Origin of the sequence: Celeribacter ethanolicus, from assembly GCF_001550095.1 — a bacterium.
GTDB classification, from domain to species: domain Bacteria; phylum Pseudomonadota; class Alphaproteobacteria; order Rhodobacterales; family Rhodobacteraceae; genus Celeribacter; species Celeribacter ethanolicus.
Window position 1 is genome coordinate 86,627 of sequence record NZ_LRUC01000011.1, and the last position, 20,621, is coordinate 107,247.

The window sequence follows — 20,621 nt, forward strand, 5'->3', positions numbered from 1 at the left end:
AAAAAAAGCCCCGCTGCGCAGACACAGCGGGGCCAAGGTGGTGCCGCGAAGTCAGGCCGCAGGCACCAGGCGGTAACTCTGAATTTCGGGAATTTCCCCTGTCGGATTTGCGTCGGATAAGTGTCGGACTTTTGTCGGACACTTATCCCGCTCTGTCGCTTATTGCATCTCCGCGCGGATCTGTTGGCGCAACACGTCGATCGGAACGGTCTTGCCATCGCGTTTGAAGGTCCAGTAGGTCCAGCCATTGCACGAGGGCGCACCTTCGAGATGGGCACCGACCTGATGGATCGAACCTTTCACGTCATTGGCAATCAGCGTGCCATCGGCGCGCACCTTGGCTTTCTGACGGCCGTTCATCGAATAAAGCTCTTCGCCCGGACGCAGCATGCCGCGCTCTACAAGCTGACCAAAGGGCACACGCGGCTCGGCACGTTTCGAGGTCGAGACGCGCAGCGCGTCCTTGTCGAACTTGCGCACCGAGGCGATGCGTTTCTCCGCAACCTCACGATATTTCTCTTCGCGCTCGATGCCGATGAACTCGCGCCCAAGCATCTTGGCAACCGCGCCGGTGGTGCCGGTGCCGAAGAACGGATCGAGGATGACGTCGCCGGGATTGGTCGTGCCAACGATCACGCGATGCAACAGGCTCTCGGGCTTTTGCGTCGGGTGGGCCTTGTCGCCATTGTCGTCCTTGAGACGCTCGCCGCCGTTGCAGATCGGCAGAACCCAGTCGGAGCGCATCTGGATGCCCTCGTTCAGGGATTTCAGCGCTTCGTAGTTGAAGGTATATTTCGCCGCTTCGTTTTTCGACGCCCAGATCAGCGTCTCATGGGCGTTGGTCAAACGCTTGCCACGGAAGTTCGGCATCGGGTTGGATTTGCGCCACACCACGTCGTTCAAAATCCAGTAGCCCTGATTCTGAAGCTCGGCACCGAGGCGGAAGACGTTGTGATAAGAGCCGATCACCCAGATCGCGCCATTCGGTTTAAGAATGCGACGCGCGGCCTTGAGCCACTCACGGGTGAAATCGTCATAGACCTTGAAACTGTCGAACTGATCCCAGGCGTCGTCGACGGCGTCCACCTTGGAGTTGTCCGGACGATGAAGATCACCCCGCAATTGCAGGTTATAGGGCGGATCGGCGAAAATCAGGTCGACGCTCTCCTCGGGGAGGGCGTTCATCACCTCGATGCAATCACCGGACAATATCTCATTGAGAGGGAGCGCGTTGGCCCCCTTGCGGATGGAGTTCTTCATGTTCTGCCTCATGTCGCGCCCCTTAAGGGACGTCGTTTAACGCGCCATTTTTGGCGTCATTTATGGGTCCCAAAATGAGTCATCCGGGATTCCAGGTCAATTTCTTTTTCGAATCAGTCACTTATGTTTTTATCTTGATACAAGATGTTGTGGACCGGTTTGAACGAACGTCTATGGTGTGGTGTCACACCAAGATTTCGGAGCCCTTCCATGTGGGTTTTGGTGCCGTAACCGGCGTTCTTTTCCCAGCCATAGCCGGGGTAGTGTTGCGCCAAATCCACCATCAGCCGATCGCGCCAGATTTTCGCAACGATCGAGGCCGCCGAAATCGACAGAGACCGGGCATCGCCTTTGACAATGGCCTCCGCATCGAGACCGAAAGCGGAGGGCAATTTGTTGCCGTCGACCAGAATGTAATCCGCCTTGCGCGACAGCCCCGCCACGGCGCGCTCCATGGCGCGCAACGAGGCCTGAAGAATATTGATCTCGTCGATCTCCTCAACCGTACAGGAGGCGATAGACACATCGGCCACGGCGAGGATTTCGTCATAAAGGACTTCGCGACGTTTGGCGGTCAGCGCCTTGGAGTCATTGAGGCCCAAGGGGATGCGGGCCGGATCGAGCCAGACGGCGGCGGCGACCACGGGACCGGCCAGCGGACCACGGCCGACCTCGTCGACCCCGACAATGCGGGTGTAACCGCGACGGGTGGCGGCCTCTTCGAAACTGTAATCGGGCGTTGTCTTTGTCATACCCCCTGTGAAGCCGAAGCCCGACAACGGCGCAAGAAAAAAGCGGGTGAGAGATCTCACCCGCCAAGTGGCGCGGCCATGGGAACATGAGAACCGCGCGATTCTGCTCGTTATGGAACTCAGTTGCGGCGGGTATCGCGATCCGTGGTGCGGCGCGCATCGCGGTTGCGTTCGACGCGATAGCCGAAATTGGTGAGGCAGCCGACATCGTAGGCGTCAACCTTGCCCTGACGGGTCTTGACCCGCGTTTCGCAGGCGCGCGGCAAGTGGACCTGAGCACGGCGGTCCCGCTCGATACAGTTCTCGAAGGCGACGAGGCGCTGTTTGGCGCCCTGCCCCGCGCTGGCGACACATTGGTTCGGAATGCCGAAATCCCGGCCACGATTTCGGTCCTGCCAGGGCTCATTGCGATGACCATCGCGATAGCGCGAAGTGCTCACGGCGACCTTGTCCTTGTTCTTGTCGTCGAGCGCCTTGCCGAGCACGAAGAGCGTCGCAAGCCCGCCCAGAACCAGAGCGGCGTCATTGTCACCGGCGCGCGCAGGGGCGGCGGCGAAACCGGCGGTGGCGATGGAAAGCGCGACCAGCCCTGCGGTGAATTTCGTGAGTTTCATCGGGTGTCCTTTCAGATCCTGTGCCCTGTGGAGCGGGCTTGCGAAGGTGATGGGACGGTGATGGCCGGTTTTTCGAAAATCGCTCAATAACAGCGGGATGTCATTGGATAACAGGGCCGGAAAACGGCTTTGCTATTGAATAACATCGCGCTTACTCACAGGATCGCGAGCATGAAAAAGCACCTTTTCCCCCTTCTCGTCGCGCTTGTGGTCCTTCCGGGACTGGCGAACGCGTCCTGTTACGCCAGCTACAAGGCCAAGCGTGACAACCCGCTCAAGCTGCATTTCGGCGTGGCCGAGGTGGGCGATTCTCAATGCACGAAACAGGCGGCGGCCAAGGCTCTGGCACCGCGTCTGGAAAAAGAGGGCTGGCACCTTTTGTCCATCGTCGCGATGATCCCGGAAGAGAAACTGGGCGAGGTGAAGGCCGATGCTGGCGACTATTTCCTCCGATACTGACAGCCGCAAGGTATCGCGCGTGGCGATTTATGGCGTCGTGGCGATTGTCGCGATTCTGTTGATTGCGGCGGTGTTGCTCTTCGTGAACCTGCCGGATGCGAATGCGTTCAACGCGCGGGTGGAGCGGATCTTTGTCGAAAACGACCTGACCACACAGGCGGAAATCAAACTGCTGGAGATTCTGGCGCAATCGGGCACGGCGTTTTCCGGTGTGCTGAATTCCTACCGCATGGTGATTTTCGTGCTCTTGGTGTTCGCGACGGCTCTGCTGATCGCGGCACTGGTGTTTCTCGTGATGATCGTCGCGCTGAGCCGGCGGATGAGCGAGATCGAGAAGCGGGGAATCGAGGTGTCGTCCTTGTTGATCTCGCGGGCGGAGAACACGGTGTATCTGAACAATATGGAGTTCAAACTGACCCCTGCGGCGATCGAGACGCTGTCGGTACTGGCGGAAGCGCGGCTGGACGACGATGTTCTCTCGGGCGCAGAGATCGAAGCGGTGATTTCAGGCCGGAATGCGGTGGATTGCGAAGAGGCGGCGGGGGCGACGCGGATCAAGCGGCTGCGCGATACGCTCGGCAATCAGATGGTGAGCGAGTTGTTGGTCAAAAACATCGCGCGGAAGGGCTATATGCTGGCCTGTCCGCGCGATGTGATCAAGATGGTGTAGCCGTCAGGGCCCCGTTTAAGGCCAGGGATAGTCCGCGACGGTGATGCCCATCGCGGTCAACTCATCGACGGCAAGACGACGATAGGCGACCACGTCGGGGACGGGTTCGGCGCGACGCCGGGTGACTTCTTCCTCGGTGAAATGCACCGGAGCCTCGCCGCTGTCGGTTTCACCCCAGACGTCGAGGATATAGTTCATCACCTCGGCGATCTCGCGATTGTTGAGCGAGGCGCTCACCACGCCCGGCACATGCATCATATAGGTGCGGCCCAGCTCGGTGCCCGCGATATAACCGACACTGTCCGGAAAGGCCGGAATGCCGCCCTCGGGCGTGCCGCCGCCTTCGAACCCGTGACAGCCAGCGCAGCGCAAAATGTAATTCGTATGCGCGGTGCGCGAGGGCTGGTCCGCCGCCATCAGGGAAGCCGGGACAAGCGCAAGCGCGAAGCTCAGGGGTTTCAACAGAGACATGTCTCTTCCTTTCTGTCTACCGGCTCAGTCGACCGCGGGGCGCATCGCCCGCAGATCGGCATGGGTCGGACGGGTCTCGCGCGCGGCCTCGAGAAGCTCCTGGATCATCACAGCTTCGGTCTCGCCAAGGGTCTGGAGCACCCATGTGCCGATCTCGACCAGTTCCTCGTCCGTGGTGCTGGCCACCGGCGGCATGATCAGGCCGATGTACATCTGGCCCTGAATGTCGAGTTTTCCAGCCATGCCCGAGATCACCACTCCGGCGAGATATTCGGGCGCGGTGTCACCCAGCGCCTGCCAGAACACGGGACGGTTGAGCGGCGGGGCAAGACCCGGATTGCCGATCCCGCCGGTGTTGTGACAAGCGGCGCAATGAATCTCGAAAAGCTCCTCCGGGGTCTCGGCAGAGACCGGGAGGGGGAGGAGGGCCATGGCGCATGCCACAGCCCCCGTGAGTGTCGTCAAAAGGCGCAATTCGGGATCACTCCGCCAGGCCCACAACCACGGACACCGTGCAGTGGTAACCTTTGTCGGTGTTCGCCATGCACCAGTTGATGTCGTTGTAGAGACCCATGCGGTAGCCCGGACGCTCACCCTCGGAGGTGTAGCAGAAAGTCGCGGAGGCGACCGACGGTTTGCCGCAGCAGTCGTTATAAGACACGAGGTAATCCTTGCCGTCGTCCGGGTTGGTGCAGGTGCCGACCCAGGACACGGAGGAGGCGGACGAGCCCGGAGGACATTGCGTCAGCGACCCGCCGGAGGTGGAGCAGAGGTTGCCGTCGAGGGCGCAGTGACGCCAGTAGGAGCATTCGTCCTCCGGCAGTTCGGAAGCGTTGGCGCGACGGTCGAAAGGCAGGATCGGGGTCGCCACGGCGGCGCCCAGAACCGAGGCCCCGGCCTTCGCCATGAAGCTGCGGCGGCCAAGGTTACGTGCGGCGGTGCGGGCACCGGTTTCGACGCTTTTGTCGAGGGTCTTGAGAAGTTTGTCGATCAGTCTGGTCATAATCAGATCCTTTCGGAGGAAAATTGAGTGGCGCCCATCTGTTGGGCGACCGCAGCCTGGTAGGAGGGAATGCCGGTCTCGGAGGCGTTGAACAGGCTTTCGAGCTGTTCGCGGGAATTCACGAGACCCTTGGCGCGCACCTTGCCGTCCGGCCCGATGAGCACGGCAAAGGGCAGTTTCGCGACCTTGAAGGTCATGCCGAGATCGGAGGACAGCGCATAGGGGAAGGCCCCGAGGTCTTCCGCCTCGATGAGCCGCCGGTGCGCCGCTTCGCGCCCGTCGGAGGCCAGCGCGACATCGAGCCAGCCTTTTTCATCGTCCCGGATCGACTTGATCGCGGGCAGGAGCGCCTTGCAGATCGGACAGGTGGTGGAGAGGAAGAACACGAGCTGCGCCCGCCCTTCCGGTCCGCCCAGTGCAAATTCCGGCCCGTTGAGATTGGGCAGGGTCATTTGCGGCACGGTTTCGCCAATGTCCGGCCCGCTGTCCGAAATCATCGCGCCCACCGGGGACACCCGTTCGAAGAGGATGCCGATCTGGCGGGCGAGCGCGAAGATGATCGCGATCTGGACCAGCACGACAACCCAGAGGGCGATGTTGGAAAAGATGAGTATGGTCATATCGTTCTGTCCTCTCTCATCCGGCCTGCCGGATGTGGGGGAGATGGGAGGCGAGTTTTTCCGCCACGCCGTAGATCGCGAAAAGCGTGATCCCGGCAGTGATCGCCATGATCGCCCCCATCGCGCCAAGCGGCCCGACAGAGATCATCGCGACGGCCAGCGCCATGACGGTCAACACGGCATTGCGCCCGAGGGTCAGGCCGGAGACGATCTGCGGCGTGCCACCGCAGCCACAATCGATCTCCGTCTGTCCCCGAAGCAAAGCCGCCGCCATCAGCACGCCGTAGCCCGCGAACAGCCCCGCCGCCATCAGCCCGCCGAAGGGACGGGTGACGGGAAGGAGGAGTGCGAGGACCGTGAGGGCCTCGGCCCCCGTCAGTCCGCGCACGATCGCGGGCACCATGTGACGGGGCACAAGCCCATAGCCCTGCGCAAACCCCACCGTCTCATAGAAGGCCTGCCACTTGTGCCAGGCCGCGCGCGCCAACACGAGCACGAGAAAGCTCGTCAGGGTTGCCGAGGTGAGCTGCGACAGGTCTCCCATCAGCGATCCAGCTCCATGATGGTCGGCCAGCCACCGATATTGAACTCTTCGGTCATCTCGAGGAAGACCTCATCGCCCATCTCGACGGAGTAGAGGTAGACATCGCCTTCCTCATTGGCACCATAGAGCATCGGCTCTTCGGTCTGCGTCACGATGAGCCCGTTTTCATGATGCGCGGTGGAGCGACCGACGACGGTCTTGCTGTCCATGTCCACGGCCCAGATCTGCTCCGCACCGTTTTTGTGCGAACCGTTGTAGGCCCCGGAGTGCATCAGCACGAAAGCGGTGTTGGTCGGGGCGTTATAAGCGATCAGCTCGGAGCCGGACGGCGCCCATTTGCCCAGAACGCCTTCGGTCAGCGCGATGGTCTCGGACAGGACCGGCACCTCACCGCTGTCGTCCACGACATAGAGATTGCCGTTATAGGACACATAGACGAGGGTGTCGCCGACCCGCACGCCATTGGTGAAGAGCGCGTCGTCATCGACGTCGAAGATTTTCTCAGACTTGCCCGGATCGCCGAAGGTGCCATCGGCGGCGTAAGAATAGGTCTGGAAGGTGCCGTCACCGCAGATCGTGGTGAATTTCATACCGGAGGTGGAGGGAAAGATGCCCCAGCAACCCGGCGTCGGAATTTCGGCGATGGCGGCGCCAGCGGCGATGTCGATCACCGAGACGGAGGTCGCGGGCGTGGCGTTCTGGGCCAGCGCATAGGCCTCGTCGGAGGAGAGCGTCAGCAGCGCCGGCTGGCTTTCGACATGGGCCATTTTCACGCCGAATTCGAATTCGCTTTTGATCTTGAGCGTGTCGACGTCCCAGGTGTGGAACACGTTGGTGATCGGGCCGTAGGTGTAGCGCTCGAAATAGACCGAGGTGGTGTACATGGTCTTGCCGTCGGCGGAGAGCACCATCTGCGCGGTGGTGCCCGGGCCCATGTTGCCCTTCATCGCGAAATCTTCGGCGCCCAGCACGTTGATCGAGGACGGGCCTTTCCAGGCCTGATCGAGTACGAAGAGGTTCGGGCCTTCGTCGATGGTTTCCTTGACGGAGAGGGTTTCGGGTTCGATGGCGTCTTGTGCGAAAGCCGGTCCGGTCAGCGCGGCAAGCACCACGAAAGCGGCGGTTGTGGATTTCATCATCTGTCTCCTGGTGATGGTCTCGTGATCAGCATAGGGGCTGGTTTTCAGCCCGCGCTATCCGCCCCGGAGGGATAATTTCGCACATAAAATATGCAGCGCGTGAATCTTACCGTTTTGCGCACTGCAATTCTTGACACCTGCTGCCAAGCGGCATCTCACAATGGGAAAACTAAAATATTCCGGTTACTTATCATGCACACAGAGATCAAACCCCGAACCCGGGTACGCGAGGTCCGGTTCGACAGTTTCGTCGATCAGGAACGGGGGCTGGACGGCTGGAACCAGCTTTACCGGCAATTGTCGCCGGGGGCGTTCGAGGGGCATATCGCGGCGCTGGAGTGGGAGGACATCACGCTCTATCGAGAGACCGTGAACCAGAAGATGGAGAACATCTACCGGGTGCCCGATGGCTATGTCTGTGTCGGATTTTCGCTTGGCCGACGCCTGACAATGGCCGGAGTGTCCAATGCGATCGGAACAGGCACCGGCATGATCCATGTCGCCGGAGAGGATTATCACATCTTCACCGACAGCGACGCGGATTACATCATGCTGACCCTGCCGCAGGACTGTCTGCCGGAGGACATCATCCGTGGCGCCCGCGCGGTGACGCCGCAGGAAAGCCATGGCATCGCGGAGTGGATGCTCACCCTGATGGAAAGTGCGCGCCAGGGCATCGCGCAACAGGCGGTGCTGGATCTGGCGCCGGATCTTCTGCTCGACCGGATCTCGCTTTGGGCGCGACAGGCCAGCCGGGTCCGGTCGCGGAAACTGCCGCGTGGCCTGATGGCGGATATTCTCGCAGCCTGCGACAGCCTTCCGTTCGACAAGATGAGCGTCAGCCATCTGGCGAAACATCTCGACCGGGATCGCGCGATGCTGCGCGCGGCCTGCCTTGAGCGCACCGGCATGACGCTCGACGACATGCTCAAGGGGCGTCGGCTGAGCGAGGTACACCGCCGGTTGCGGTTCTCGGATCCGCGCAGCACGAAAGTGTCGGATGTCAGCATGGAATTCGGCTATTACCACTGGGGCCGGTTCTCACAAGGCTATCGCGCCATGTTCGGCGAACGCCCCTCCGACACCCTGCGCCGGGCCACGCCGCAGCCCCACTGATCCCGTCCGGACCGGTCATCGTCCTCAGGTCTCTTCGATCATATAGCCCATCGCCTCGGAAATACGCTGCGCGGCGTCCATCGTGATGGTGCGAAAGGCGCGCGGCTGAATTTCATGTCGGGTGCGCGGCACGGAGATCGACAGAACCGCGACGGGAATATCGGCATGATTTCGGATTTGCGCGGCACAACAGGTGATGTCCCGGTCGTTCAGAAGCGGCCCGCTGGCATATCCGGCCTGTAACACGTCCGAAAGCTGCTGCGTCCAACGGTCTTTCGGCAAGAGCGGGAAACGCGAATCGGCATGGGTCGCCACATAGGCCGCCAAGCGCTCCGGCCCTGCGGTGGAGAGATGCAGCATCCCCGCCGGGCTGAAATGCGGCGCCAGTTCCGGCCCAAGAACGGCGCGGGACACCCGCAGGGTCTGGGTGCCGACCAACGCATCCGCGACCACGATCCGCAACTGATCAAGCACCGTAAGATGAACGGTTTCACCGTAATCCTCGACGAGCTTGACCATGACGGGACGCGCGGCCTCGATCAGGGCCGAACTGTCCACGAGGATGTGATAGAGCGAGGCGACCGTCGGCCCGAGACGGTATCGCCCCCGGTCGACCTTTTGCAGCAGGCCGATTTTCGCAAGCCCATCGACAAGGTCATGCGCGCCGCTGGTGGACACGCCCAAACTGCGCGAAATCTCCGACACGCCATGCTCCGGCGCGGCGGCGGAATAGAGACTCAGGATTTGGCCGATTTTTCGAATTGATTTCATTCACTTGGCCTCCAGCCGATCAAGTTTCCGGTATTATCGGAAAATATGCGAGTATTATTCGATACCTTCCAATATTTTTTACGCAAGCCATGGTGATCGCGGGACGCAGGAGGAGCTGTGTCAGCCAGGGAGGAATATATGAAAGACCAAGTCACACAGGGAACTGTGCCCTATACCGGTGCCGAATTTCTGGAGAGCATTCAGGACGGGCGCGAAATCTACGTCCATGGCGAGCGTGTCAAGGACGTCACGAAACACCCCGCGTTCCGCAACTCGTCCCGCATGGTCGCGCGCTGGTATGATCGGCTTCATGAGAAAAAAGACATCCTCGGGCGCGCCACGGACACCGGTTCGGGCGGCTGGACCCACCCGTATTTCCAGGGCCCGAAGACCTCGGAACATCTCGTGGCCGGACGCGATGCGATTGCCGAGCTGCAACGGGTGTCGAACGGGTTCATGGGGCGCTCGCCGGATTACAAGGCGGCGTTCCTCGGCACGCTGGGCGCCAATGCGGGCTTCTACGGCGAATATGCCGAGAATGCGAAGACCTGGTATGCCCGCACGCAGGAGCGCGTCGACTACTGGAACCACGCCATCGTCAACCCTCCCATCGACCGGCACCTGCCGGTGGAGGAGACCGGCGACGTCTATATGCAGGTCGAGAAGGAGACCGATGCGGGTGTCGTGGTGTCGGGCGCGAAAGTGGTCGCCACCGGATCGGCGCTGACGCATTACAACTTCATCGCGCATTACGGCATTCCGATCAAAGAGAAGAAATTCGCCCTGATCTTTACCGCTCCGATGGGCAGCCCGGGCGTCAAACTGATTTCGCGGGCGAGCTACGAGCTGAACGCCACGGTCATGGGGACGCCCTTCGATTATCCGATGTCCTCGCGGCTGGACGAGAACGACGCGATTCTGGTGTTCGACAAGGTGCTCGTGCCCTGGGAGAACATTTTCGTCTATGGCGATGTCGAAAAGATCAACACCTTCTTCCCGGCCTCGGGCTTTGTGCCGCGTTTCACCCTGCATGGTGCGACGCGCCTGGCGGTCAAGTTGGACTTCATCGCAGGTCTGTTCTCCAAGGCGCTGGAGGCGACCGGATCGCGTGTGTTCCGTGGGCCGCAGACGGCGGTGGGCGAGGTTCTGGCCTGGCGCAACCTGTTCTGGGGCATTTCGGACGCCATGGTGAAATCGCCGGTGCCGTGGGAGGGGACAGACGGTTATGTTCTGCCCAACATCAACTACGGGCTCGCAAGCCGGGTGTTCGCGCCAATGGCCTACACCCGGATCAAGGAACTGATCGAGCGCAACGTCGCCTCCGGTCTGATCTACCTGCCATCCTCGACGCTGGATTTCGCCTCCGACGATGTGCGGCCCTATCTCGACCGTTTCGTGCGCGGTTCGAACGGGATGGTGGCAATCGACCGGGTGAAGCTTCTGAAACTGCTCTGGGATGCGATCGGCTCCGAATTCGGCGGACGGCATGAGCTTTACGAGGCCAATTATGCCGGGAATTACGAGAACATCCGGATCGAGACCATGCTGACGGCGCAGGCCACCGGCGAGATGGACATGCTGCACCAACTGGTGGACGATTACATGTCTGAATACGACCTCGACGGCTGGCGGGCACCGGACATGATCAACCCTTGGGACATCAACCGTCTGAAAGCCGGGTTCAACGGCTGATCCTGATGGGCTGTCCCCGACCGGTATCGGGGGCAGCCTGCAAGCCTGAAAGAGGAAATGCTCATGTTCAGCTACGATGGCGCACAGACAGTCATTCTGACCGACCGGCAGGTCAGCCTGCCGCGCAGCCTCGTGACCATCGGGGCCTTCGACGGGGTGCATCGGGGACACCAGACCCTCGTGCGCGGCGCGATCCGAGACGCGCAAGAGCTGGGGGTGCCCAGTGTCGTCTGGACCTTCGACCCACCGCCCAAGGTGTTCTTTGGCCGCGCCCGTCCGCTCTGCACACTGGAGGAAAAACTGGTGCGGCTCGCCCGGATGGGGCCGGACGTCATCGTGGTCAGCCGGTTTTCCGAGACCTATTGCCGTCGTTCCGCCGAAGCGTTCCTTGGCGATCTGGGACGTGTGAACCCGATGCGCATCCATGTCGGGGCCGATTTCCGGTTCGGCAGCAAACAGGCGGGAACGGTGGCACTTCTGGCGCAGCATTTCGACGTCGCGATCGCACCGGAGGTGCGCTGCGATGGTGGCGAGGTGATTTCCTCGACCCGGATCCGGGCGCTGCGCGCCGATGGGGACAGTGCAACTGCAAAACATCTGCTTGGAGCCGACAGTGACGCGTTGCGCCTGTCGGGTGCCATGGCCAAGCATGATTTACGACTGGGAGAAGAATACCATGTCTCATCCGATTGACCCGCGCAGCCTGCGCGATTGCTGCGGCAGCTTTGCCACCGGCGTCACCGTCATCACCACCCGGACAGAAGACGGTGATCATGGTATGACCGCGAATGCTTTCATGTCCGTCTCTCTGGACCCGCCGCTCATTTCAATCTCGCTCGATCGCGGCACGAAAATGCTGGACAAGATCCGCGCCTCGGGAGCTTACGCGGTGAGTATCCTGGCACAGGACATGCATCCCCATGCGATGCATTTCGCGGGACGGCCGGACGCCAGCCTCGAAGACTTGCTCGAAGAGCGCGGCGGCATGCCCGTGCTGCGCGGCGCAGCGGCCCATATCGTGGCCGAGGTTGCCCAGGAGGTCGAGGCCGGGGATCACATCCTGTTCATCGGGCGGGTGGTCGATCTGGACCGGAACGCGCAGGCACAGCCCCTGCTGTTTCATTCCGGCAAATTCGGTCGGCTGGCCGAGGCTTAGGCACGCCCCCAACCGGGTTCAACCCGCTGAAACCACTCGAACAGCCCGGGAAGGACGGAGCCGGAACGTCCCCCCTCCGTTCTTCCCGGAGGCAAATCTATGCGACGCCCCCGCATCAAGAAGTCGGTGTCTCCTCTTCCGGGGGAAGGCTGTTGAACTCCTCCAGCAGATCGAGCAAGAGCCGATACTTCTCTGCCCCGAACCGCTGTTCGAAGCGGTCCGTGATTCCCCGGCTCATCGCACTGTACTCCGACAGCAGTCTGAGCCCCTCCGGGCAGATCGACACAACCTGCCGACGCCGATTGAGCGGGTTCTGAACCCGGGCGATAAGCTTTCTTTCCAGCATGGACTGGAGAATTCGCGATACGGAGGCCGGTTGCAGACAGGCGGCGCGGGCCAGTCCCTGCCCGGACATCGGTCCGGCCTCCGCAAGAACCCTCAGGATGCGCCATTGCGGTTCGCTGACCCCGGCCTCCGCCAGCATGCGACGAAGCGGCACGAGAAGTGCCTCCCGCGCCCGGATCAGGGCAAAAGGCAAGGCCCGTGTCGTGCGGGCCAATTCCACCTGCGGGAGACCGTCATCCATAATGCATCGTCCTTCTCTCACCCGTTCCAGCCCTTGCATACGGCCATATTTCGCATGGCCTGCATAGCTCATAGCAGCATAAGCGACAGTGCCGGCACGCTGACCAGCAGCAAAAGCCGCAGGATGTCCGCAATCCAGAATGGCACGATGCCGCGAAAGATCACGCCCAGAGGAATATCCGGCAAAGTGGCTCGCAGGATGAACACATTCATGCCCACCGGCGGGGTGATCAGGCTGATTTCCGTCACAACGACCACGACCACGGCAAACCAGATCAGGACGTTCTCCGGATCGGACAGCAGCCCCGTTCCGAAATCGAGTTGATAGATGATCGGATAGAACACCGGCACGGTCAAAAGGATCATCGACAGGCTTTCAAAGACACAGCCCATCATCAGATAGATCAGCACCATCATCGCGATCACCGCCCAGGGGCTGATGTCCATCTCGTAGATCAGGTCCACCAGAGCGTCCGGCAGTCCGGCAAAATTCACGAAGGCAGAAAAGATTTCGGCCCCGATGACAATCGCAAAGATCATGGCGGAGGAAATGACCGTTTCCCGGCAGGCCATCCAGAACCCCGCACGGCTGAGGCTGCGCATCATCAGCGCCAGCAGCAATGCAAAGATCGCCCCCATGCCCGCCGCTTCGATAGGGGTGAAGAACCCGCCGTAAATCCCGATCATAATGAAGGCGAAAAGCGCCAGCGTGCCGAACACCCCCATCTTGTCCGTCCGCGACATCGGTTCGGGATCGGTCACGGGCGGCGCCAGATCGGGTTTGATCCGCACCGCGATCATCACTGCGAGCAGATAGAACACCACCCCAAGGGCGCCGGGGATCAGCCCTGCGATGAACAGCTTGCCGATGTCGCTTTCGGTCAGGAGCCCGTAGATGATCATGATCACCGAGGGCGGAATGAGAATGCCAAGCGTGCCACCCGCCGCAATCGAGCCCGCCGCGAGACTGTCGGAATAGCCGAAGCGCCGCATCGGCGGCATCGCCACCCGGCTCATCGTCGCCGCCGTCGCCAGAGACGAGCCCGACACCGCGGAAAACCCGCCACAGGACAGCACCGCAGCGAGCGCAAGCCCGCCCCGCATGCGTCCGAACAGTCGGTCCGCCCCGGCAAAGAGCCCGTGCGCGATGCCCGAATGCGCGAGGATATTGCCCATGAAAATGAACAGGGGCACGACGGACAGCGAATAGGAAAAGCCGGTTTCGAACACGGCGCTGCCAACCATGGCACCCGCGGCATCGAGCCCGCGCATCCAGGCAAAGCCCACCGCGCCGACCACAGCCATGGCAAAGGCGATCGGCACGCGGGAAAAGACCAGAAACAGCAGAACGACCAGGGCAATCAGCGATTCGATCATGGGCGCATCTCCCGCATCAGACCAAAGAGCGCCGCGACGAGACAGGTCAGCGCGCCCAGAAAAGCAAACGGTGCCAGAGGAACGCCCATCGATACGGAACGGGCCCCGTCCGTGACCTGAGTGATCCCGAGCACCGCGAGACGCCAGGCGAAAAAGGCCAGCACAACCGCCGAGACGATCGCTGCCATACGCCCCATCACACGGGAAACGGCACGCGGCACAACGCTCACCAGCAGATCGACCTCAACATGCGCGCCCGCGCGGCTCACCAGAGGCAGGGCGACGAACACCAGCGCCCCGAGCAGAAGCTCCGTCAGCTCGAACGCCCCGGACAGCGGTGCGTTGAACAGGTATCGACCGATGACATCAATCCCCGTCACGGCCATGAGGGCCAGCAGCAAGAAAGCTGCCAGCCCCATCAGACCGTTTTCGATCCGTTTCGCGGTCATTGCGGCACCGTGACCCCGGTCATCGCGCGCAACCGGGTCAGGGCCGCCAGACCGTCTTCGTCCTCGGGCAAGGATTCAGCCCAGGTTTCCTCCTGCCGCTGTGCGGAGGCTTGCAGAGCCGTGAGAACCGGCTCGGGCGCCGGGTAGAATTCGATGTCGCTGTCCGCAAGCTCCTCGCGCGCGACCGCATCCGCATCGTTCCAAGCCTGTCCGACGCGTTCGGCGAAGGCGAGACCGGAGATGGCGTCGATGGCGGCCCGGTCCTCGGGCGAGATACTGTTCCACTGGTCCTCGTTGACCACGAGGAACCATGTGGTGTTATACACGCCGCCGGGCACGGTCATCGAATATTTCACATCGTCCGCCAGGTTGAACGCGGTCAGCGCCTCATAGGTGAACGCCACCCCGTCGATCACCCCGCGCGACAGCTTTTCATACACTTCCGTCGAAGACATGAAGAGAGAGGTTCCTCCCAAATCGTCCACCAGAGTGCCGACGTAACTGCTGGGCACCCGGATCTTGAGCCCCTCGACATCTGCGGGGGTTTCCAGCCGATGCTTGTTGTTGTGCAACAGTCCCGGACCATGGGTGAACAAGCCCAGAAGATGCGTGCCCTCATGTTCTTCGCGGGCATTCAGGTCTTCGGTGTAGACTGTCCAGAAGGCTTTGGAACTGGTGACGGCATCGTCGCCGATAAAGGAGAACTGACCCAGCAAACTGCCCTTGAACCGATCGTCCTGCGTGAAGCTGTGCAGGCCATAGGTGATGTCCGCGACCCCGTCCCTCGCCATGTCGAAATGCGCGGGCGGCGAGCCAAGGGGTTTGCCGAGCACCCGGATCGACACGCGACCCTCGGTGACCTGTTCGACGTCCTTGGCCCAGGGCTTGATCGCGTTGACCACGATCGGATGGCGCGGCGGCAGCCAGCTCGACAGCGCGAGTGTCACATCGGCGGCCTGAGCCGCCAGAGGCGTGAGCAGGGTTGTGATGGCCAACAGGCCAGCTTGTGTCAGACGTTTCATATGTTGTTTCCTCCCAGTTGAAGTCGGCCCCGCAGGCGGTCTCCTTCCCCCCGCGCGCCAGTGTTGAAGTACGGTTTTCGTCAGGCTCCCCGATCCGGGTGAACCCGGTCCGGATGGGCCGCCGCAAAGGCCGGCAGTCCGGCACAGGTTTCGGCGACCCGGGTGAGACGCGGCAGATCTTCTGTCGGCACCCCCCAACGCTCTGCATTGTACAATTGCGGGATCAGCACCAGATCGGCCTGGCTGAGACGCTCTCCCATCGCATAGGGCCCCACGGCATCGAGCATCGCCTCGACAGCGACCAACCCGGGCCGGATGAAATGGCGCATCCATTCCGCACGATCCGTCCCACGACCGGTCAACTCCACCACATGCGCCGCGACGCGCTGATTGCAGACCGGGTGCAGGTCGCAGGCAATCGCCTGCACCACGCCCCGCATCTTCACCGCGACCGCCGGATCGGCGGGGCGCAGGTTGAGCCGCCCGGTGTCCTCAAGATAATCGAGGATCGCCATGGATTGCGTGAGCCGCAGCCCGTCGATGTCGAGCACCGGCACCAGGCCCTGCGGATTGCGCGTCAGATGCGGCGCGGTGCGTTGTTCCCCCGCCACGAGATCCACCGGCACCGCCCGGTAGGCGACCCCCGCCAGATTGAGAGCGATACGCAAACGGTAACTTGCCGTCGAACGCCAGTAATCGAAGAGCACGGTCTCTGCGGACATTCTGTGTCCTTCAGCTTTCAACCGTGCCCCGGGCTGCGCGCAGCGCCTCGGACAGGGTTTCGGCATTGCCGATCTGGTTCATCAGGATCAGGATCAGCCGGGCATTGAGCGCTTCGCTCGCCTCCCGGTCCAGCCCCTCGTGCGCGGCAATCAGCCCGGCATAGATATCATCCGGCGCCTCGACATTCGGTGTCAAAATCAGGCTCATGCTCGGCCCCTCCCCGTGGCCTTTCGCAGCGCGGCGCGCAGCTCGGTTTCCTCCCAGGCGGACCACCGCCCGGCGATATGCTGATCCGGGCGGATCAGGTAGACGGCATGAGAGCAGGTCCCGAGATAACGCGCGCGCAGCTCCGGGCCGATCTCCTCCGCTGACAGGCTCAGAACCTGTGCCGTGATGCCGTCTTCGGTCACCGGTTCCGGTGCCTCTGTTCCGAGCGCGAGAATCGTGAACCCTCCGCCCAACTGCTCCAGAAGAAAGCCGTTGTTCAGCGGCGCATCGGAACAGGGTGCTCCCGGACGGCTCCGCGCCGGGGCTTCGAGCAGGCCATCGACGCTGTTGAGCGTCGAACCGTCATAGACGCAGGGCACCGACAAACGCCCGGAATTCACGAAGGGCCGGGCAAATTCATACCGCCCGGACAGGTCCAGAACCGCGTCCCGGAACATCCGGCTCACACCGGATTTCGGCGTGATGAAATCCGTCGAGCGGGTCGAATTGAGAATGTTCTCGTCGGCGCCGTGAATACGTTCCTGATCGTAACTGTCGAGCAGGCTCTCCGGTGCCTCGCCCCGCACCACCAGCCCAAGCTTCCAGCCGAGGTTGTCCACATCCTGAAGCCCGGAATTGGCGCCGCGCGCGCCGAAAGGCGACACCTGATGCGCCGCATCGCCCGCAAAGATCACCCGGCCATGGCGAAACCGCTCCATCCGTTTGCATTGAAACGTGTAGATCGACGACCAGACGATTTCATACTCCACATCCGCCCCCAGCATCGCGTCGAGGCGACGGCGGATGTTTTCCTCTTTCATCTCTTCCTTGCGGTCCACGTCCCAGCCGATCTGGAAATCCACCCGCCAGGTGTCGTCCGGCTGTTTGTGCAGCAAGGTCGAGGCACCGCCCACATGGGTCGGCTCGAACCAGAACCAGCGTTCGGTCGGGAAATCCGCCGTCATGCGAATGTCGGCGATCAGGAAACTGTCCTTGAACACCTTGCCCGAGAATTCATGGCCCAGCATAGCGCGCAGGGGCGAATTGGCCCCGTCCGCCCCGATCAGCCAATCGGCGGCGATGCGATACGGCCCGTCCGGTGTCGTGATGTCGAGCAGCACATGATCGTCCCGCACCTCGACCGCATCGACCCGGTTCTTGCCCCGGATCTCGATCGGTGCGCCCGCCGCCTGCGCCTCGCGTACCCGCTCCACCAGAAAGCGTTCGAAATAGGGTTGCTGAAGATTGATGAAGGCCGGGTATTTATGGCCTTCTTCCGGCAGGAGATTGAACTCGAACACCTGACTGTCGCGGTGGAACACCTTGCCGACATTCCACACCACGCCCTTGTCCAACATCGGCTGACCGCACCCGTAGCGGTCCGCGATCTCGAGACTGCGTTTGGAAAAACAGATCGCACGCGAGCCCATGCCGATGCCCTCGTGATCGTCGAGCACCACCACCGGTATCCCCTGCAACCCGAGATCGAGCGCGGTGGCGATCCCGATGGGTCCGCCCCCCATCACCACGACCGGGTGGCGCACGATCTCCTCACTGTCCTGGTCGGCACAGCGCGCATAAGGATAAAGCCGGAAAGCCAGCGAATAGCGGTCCTGAAACATGTTGTCCTCCTCCCTGAACCCCAGGCGTCAGCCCTGAAGGGCCTCCCACATTTCTCGGTCGCGTTCTGCGGTCCAGACGCGCGGCGTGTCGATGCCGCGGGCTTCGTCATAGGCACGCGCCACGTTGAACGGCAGGCAGTGTTCGTAGATCGCGTAGTCGCCGAATTTGGCGTCACAAGATGCCCGCACCGCGTCCCAGGCCTCTTTCAGAGAGCCGCCACGGGCCACGATCCGCGCCACCGGCGCATAGGTGCTGTCGACAAAATCGCGGGTTGCGGCGATGGCTTTGCCGACCATCTCTTCACCCACAAGCGCGTCGCCCCGGCCCGGTGCGATGGACTTCGGCTTATAACCCGCGATGGCGTCGAGCGTGCCGCCCCAGTCGCCGAAATGCCCGTCGCCGCAGTAGCAGGCGGAGTGGTATTCGACGATGTCGCCGGTGAACATCACCTCCTGATCCGGCACCCAGATCACCGCATCACCTGCGGTATGCGCGCGGCCGAGCGTCATGATGTCGACCCGGCGCTTGCCGAGGTAGACGGTCATCTTGTCACGGAAGGTCGTGGTCGGACGGGTCAGGCCGGGGATTTCCTCATGGCCCTGGAACAGGCGCGGGAAGCGACCGAATTCGCTGTCCCAGTCCTCCTGACCGCGCTCTTCGACCATCGCGGCGGCTTTCTCCGACATGATGATCTCACGCGCTCCGTAAGCACTCGCGCCCAGCACGCGGACGGCGTGATAATGGGTCAGCACGACGTGGGAAATCGGCTTGTCGGTGACGGTGCGCACGCAGTCGATCACCTTGCGCGCCAGCCGCGGCGTCGCCTGCGCCTCAACGATCATCACGCTCTCGTCGCCGATGATGACGCCGGTGTTCGGATCGCCCTCGGCGGTGAAGGCATACAGCCCCTCGCCCACTTCGGTGAAGCTCACCGTCTTCTCTTCCAGGTCCCCCTGGCTCGCGAATGCTTTCGCCATGTGCGTTGTCCTTTTTCTTCCGCCTGACGGAGCGCGCAGCATGGCGCCCCTGCGGGTTATCTGTTTTCAGAACCATGGCCTCCGGACCATCCGGAGCGCCATGAGGAAATCGGTCGTCAGGCCGTCGGCAATTCGACCGCTGCGGCCGGACGCACCGTGCCGGAACAGGCCCCGAAGCCGATGCGATAGCCGTCGCCTTTTGCCGCGCCATAGAGCGTCAGCCTGTCGCCATCTTCCAGAAAGCTCCGGGGTTCGCCCGTGTCGAGCGTCAGAGGCTCCTTGCCGCCCCAGCTCAACTCCAGAAGCGAGCCGCGGCTATCCGGCGTGGTTCCCGAAATCGTGCCCGACCCCAAGAGATCACCCACCCGCATCGGACAGCCCGAGGTGGTGTGATGACAAAGCTGTTGCGCCGCCGAATAATACATATGGGTGTAATTGGTCCGGGCGATCACAGTCTCGGCCTTGCCCTCGGGGGCGAGCCCCACAGAGAGGTCGATGTCGTAAAGCATCGGCCCCGGTTCGGCGAGATAGGGCAACAACGGGCGTTCGCGTTCCGGCGTCGGGCGGCGGAACGGCTCCAGCGCGGCTTTCGTGACGATCCAGGGGCTGATCGTGGTCGCGGTGGCCTTGGCCTGGAACGGCCCCAGAGGTTGGTATTCCCAGGCCTGAATGTCGCGCGCCGACCAGTCGTTCAAAAGGACATAGCCAAAAATCATGTCGTCGGCCTCGGCGACGGAGACCATGCCGGAAGACGGTTGACCGACGATGGCCCCCATTTCCAGTTCCAGATCGAAACGTTGGCAGGGCGCGAAGACCGGCAGGTCCTGATCCGGTGCCTTGAGCTGGCCCAGCGGGCGCTGCACCGGCGTGCCCGAAACCACGACCGAAGACGCCCGCCCATTGTAGCCGATCGGGATCGACAGCCAGTTCGGCGGCAGGGCGTTTTCCGCGCCGCGGAACATGGTGCCGACATTCACCGCATGGTTTTTCGAGGCGTAGAAATCGGTGTACTCGGTCACGGCAAAGGGCATACGCATTTGCACCGTCTCCAACGGCACGAGATGCGGCTCCACGGCGGTGCGATGGGCTTCACCGGCCAGAAGCTCCGTCAAACGGGCCCTGAGTGCAGCCCAGACCTCGGGACCGGCGGCCATGACCGCGTTCCAGGACGGTGCCGCAAACAAGGACGGGTCGAGCCCGTGATCCACCTGCACCACATCGAGCACGAAGGCCCCGATGGCCACGCCCATACGCGGGCCCTGCCCGGCATCGAACACGCCATAGGGCAGATTGTTCAGCGGAAAATCGCATTCCGGGTCGTTTGCGCTCTCGACCCAGCTTCTGATGAGACTCATGTCTCCTCCCTTCCTTCTTGTGGTCAGGACGCCGGC

The 20,621-nt window shown here is 62.1% G+C and carries 25 protein-coding genes; 6 read left to right on the forward strand and 19 right to left on the reverse strand.

Annotated features, from left to right (window positions below):
• Positions 1-159: 159 nt before the first annotated feature.
• The 3 genes from NH195_RS06275 to NH195_RS06285 all read right to left on the reverse strand — a co-directional run bounded on the left by NH195_RS06275 (position 160) and on the right by NH195_RS06285 (position 2,626).
• Positions 160-1,272, reverse strand: a complete 1,113-nt coding sequence (locus NH195_RS06275) for a site-specific DNA-methyltransferase (RefSeq protein WP_420795661.1) — start codon at positions 1,270-1,272, stop codon at positions 160-162.
• A 101-nt stretch (positions 1,273-1,373) separates the two neighbouring features.
• Positions 1,374-2,012 (reverse strand): ribonuclease HII, encoded by a 639-nt coding sequence (locus tag NH195_RS06280; protein ID WP_066704667.1) that lies wholly within the window; start codon positions 2,010-2,012, stop codon positions 1,374-1,376.
• Between the two features lie 119 nt (positions 2,013-2,131).
• The gene (locus NH195_RS06285; protein ID WP_066704669.1) at positions 2,132-2,626 is read right to left on the reverse strand and encodes a hypothetical protein; all 495 of its coding nucleotides are present in this window, start codon (positions 2,624-2,626) and stop codon (positions 2,132-2,134) included.
• 171 nt (positions 2,627-2,797) lie between these two features.
• On the opposite strand from NH195_RS06285, the gene NH195_RS06290 reads away from it, so the two are divergent.
• Entirely contained in the window at positions 2,798-3,085 is a 288-nt protein-coding gene (locus tag NH195_RS06290; protein ID WP_066704671.1) for a hypothetical protein, read from the forward strand.
• Positions 3,057-3,755 carry a winged helix-turn-helix domain-containing protein gene (locus NH195_RS06295; protein ID WP_066704674.1) on the forward strand — a complete coding sequence of 233 codons (699 nt, stop codon included), beginning with the start codon at positions 3,057-3,059 and terminating at the stop codon, positions 3,753-3,755. The genes NH195_RS06290 and NH195_RS06295 overlap by 29 nt, the downstream gene beginning before the upstream one ends.
• Before the next feature lie 15 nt (positions 3,756-3,770).
• On the opposite strand, the gene NH195_RS06300 is transcribed toward NH195_RS06295, so the two are convergent.
• The 6 genes from NH195_RS06300 to NH195_RS06325 are packed head-to-tail and all read right to left on the reverse strand — an operon-like array spanning position 3,771 to position 7,532.
• On the reverse strand, positions 3,771-4,226 hold the full coding sequence (locus NH195_RS06300) for a c-type cytochrome (protein ID WP_066704676.1): 456 nt from the start codon (positions 4,224-4,226) through the stop codon (positions 3,771-3,773).
• Positions 4,227-4,250: 24 nt separating this feature from the next.
• Positions 4,251-4,658 carry a c-type cytochrome gene (locus NH195_RS06305; RefSeq protein WP_066704679.1) on the reverse strand — a complete coding sequence of 136 codons (408 nt, stop codon included), beginning with the start codon at positions 4,656-4,658 and terminating at the stop codon, positions 4,251-4,253.
• A gap of 49 nt (positions 4,659-4,707) precedes the next feature.
• Positions 4,708-5,229 (reverse strand): methylamine dehydrogenase light chain, encoded by a 522-nt coding sequence (locus NH195_RS06310; RefSeq protein ID WP_066704681.1) that lies wholly within the window; start codon positions 5,227-5,229, stop codon positions 4,708-4,710.
• A 2-nt stretch (positions 5,230-5,231) separates the two neighbouring features.
• Positions 5,232-5,849, reverse strand: a complete 618-nt coding sequence (locus NH195_RS06315) for a redoxin family protein (protein ID WP_066704683.1) — start codon at positions 5,847-5,849, stop codon at positions 5,232-5,234.
• Positions 5,850-5,865: 16 nt separating this feature from the next.
• The gene (locus tag NH195_RS06320; RefSeq protein ID WP_066704684.1) at positions 5,866-6,393 is read right to left on the reverse strand and encodes a MauE/DoxX family redox-associated membrane protein; all 528 of its coding nucleotides are present in this window, start codon (positions 6,391-6,393) and stop codon (positions 5,866-5,868) included.
• Positions 6,393-7,532, reverse strand: coding sequence for an amine dehydrogenase large subunit (locus tag NH195_RS06325; RefSeq protein WP_066704685.1), 1,140 nt, complete (start codon positions 7,530-7,532; stop codon positions 6,393-6,395). The genes NH195_RS06320 and NH195_RS06325 overlap by 1 nt, the downstream gene beginning before the upstream one ends.
• Before the next feature lie 192 nt (positions 7,533-7,724).
• Here NH195_RS06325 and NH195_RS06330 point away from each other — a divergent pair, with 192 nt between their 5' ends.
• Positions 7,725-8,648, forward strand: a complete 924-nt coding sequence (locus NH195_RS06330) for a helix-turn-helix domain-containing protein (RefSeq protein WP_066704687.1) — start codon at positions 7,725-7,727, stop codon at positions 8,646-8,648.
• Positions 8,649-8,672: 24 nt separating this feature from the next.
• On the opposite strand, the gene NH195_RS06335 is transcribed toward NH195_RS06330, so the two are convergent.
• Entirely contained in the window at positions 8,673-9,419 is a 747-nt protein-coding gene (locus NH195_RS06335) for an IclR family transcriptional regulator (protein WP_066704689.1), read from the reverse strand.
• Between the two features lie 138 nt (positions 9,420-9,557).
• On the opposite strand from NH195_RS06335, the gene NH195_RS06340 reads away from it, so the two are divergent.
• The 3 genes from NH195_RS06340 (at position 9,558) to NH195_RS06350 (ending at position 12,267) form a co-directional block, all read left to right on the forward strand.
• Positions 9,558-11,111: a 4-hydroxyphenylacetate 3-hydroxylase N-terminal domain-containing protein gene (locus tag NH195_RS06340; RefSeq protein WP_066704691.1), complete on the forward strand. Its 1,554-nt coding sequence runs from the start codon at positions 9,558-9,560 to the stop codon at positions 11,109-11,111.
• Between the two features lie 63 nt (positions 11,112-11,174).
• Positions 11,175-11,804, forward strand: coding sequence for an FAD synthetase (locus NH195_RS06345; protein ID WP_155846088.1), 630 nt, complete (start codon positions 11,175-11,177; stop codon positions 11,802-11,804).
• Entirely contained in the window at positions 11,788-12,267 is a 480-nt protein-coding gene (locus tag NH195_RS06350) for a flavin reductase family protein (protein ID WP_202906486.1), read from the forward strand. The genes NH195_RS06345 and NH195_RS06350 overlap by 17 nt, the downstream gene beginning before the upstream one ends.
• A gap of 115 nt (positions 12,268-12,382) precedes the next feature.
• Here NH195_RS06350 and NH195_RS06355 read toward each other — a convergent pair whose 3' ends face one another.
• From NH195_RS06355 to fahA, 9 genes are all read right to left on the reverse strand, one after another.
• The gene (locus NH195_RS06355; protein WP_066704693.1) at positions 12,383-12,853 is read right to left on the reverse strand and encodes a MarR family transcriptional regulator; all 471 of its coding nucleotides are present in this window, start codon (positions 12,851-12,853) and stop codon (positions 12,383-12,385) included.
• Between the two features lie 68 nt (positions 12,854-12,921).
• Positions 12,922-14,229, reverse strand: a complete 1,308-nt coding sequence (locus tag NH195_RS06360) for a TRAP transporter large permease (protein ID WP_066704695.1) — start codon at positions 14,227-14,229, stop codon at positions 12,922-12,924.
• On the reverse strand, positions 14,226-14,678 hold the full coding sequence (locus NH195_RS06365; RefSeq protein ID WP_066704697.1) for a TRAP transporter small permease: 453 nt from the start codon (positions 14,676-14,678) through the stop codon (positions 14,226-14,228). Before NH195_RS06365 ends, NH195_RS06360 begins: the two co-directional genes overlap by 4 nt.
• Positions 14,675-15,700, reverse strand: a complete 1,026-nt coding sequence (locus tag NH195_RS06370; RefSeq protein ID WP_066704699.1) for a TRAP transporter substrate-binding protein — start codon at positions 15,698-15,700, stop codon at positions 14,675-14,677. Before NH195_RS06370 ends, NH195_RS06365 begins: the two co-directional genes overlap by 4 nt.
• 80 nt (positions 15,701-15,780) lie before the next feature.
• Positions 15,781-16,422 (reverse strand): maleylacetoacetate isomerase, encoded by a 642-nt coding sequence (gene maiA, locus NH195_RS06375; RefSeq protein WP_066704702.1) that lies wholly within the window; start codon positions 16,420-16,422, stop codon positions 15,781-15,783.
• Positions 16,423-16,432: 10 nt separating this feature from the next.
• Positions 16,433-16,630, reverse strand: a complete 198-nt coding sequence (locus NH195_RS06380; protein ID WP_066704704.1) for a DUF2783 domain-containing protein — start codon at positions 16,628-16,630, stop codon at positions 16,433-16,435.
• A complete protein-coding gene (locus tag NH195_RS06385; protein ID WP_066704706.1) occupies positions 16,627-18,252 on the reverse strand; it encodes an FAD-dependent oxidoreductase in 1,626 nt (541 codons plus the stop codon). Before NH195_RS06385 ends, NH195_RS06380 begins: the two co-directional genes overlap by 4 nt.
• Before the next feature lie 27 nt (positions 18,253-18,279).
• The gene (locus tag NH195_RS06390) at positions 18,280-19,230 is read right to left on the reverse strand and encodes an MBL fold metallo-hydrolase (RefSeq protein WP_066704708.1); all 951 of its coding nucleotides are present in this window, start codon (positions 19,228-19,230) and stop codon (positions 18,280-18,282) included.
• A gap of 116 nt (positions 19,231-19,346) precedes the next feature.
• A complete protein-coding gene (gene fahA / locus NH195_RS06395; RefSeq protein WP_066704710.1) occupies positions 19,347-20,585 on the reverse strand; it encodes a fumarylacetoacetase in 1,239 nt (412 codons plus the stop codon).
• Positions 20,586-20,621: the final 36 nt, after the last annotated feature.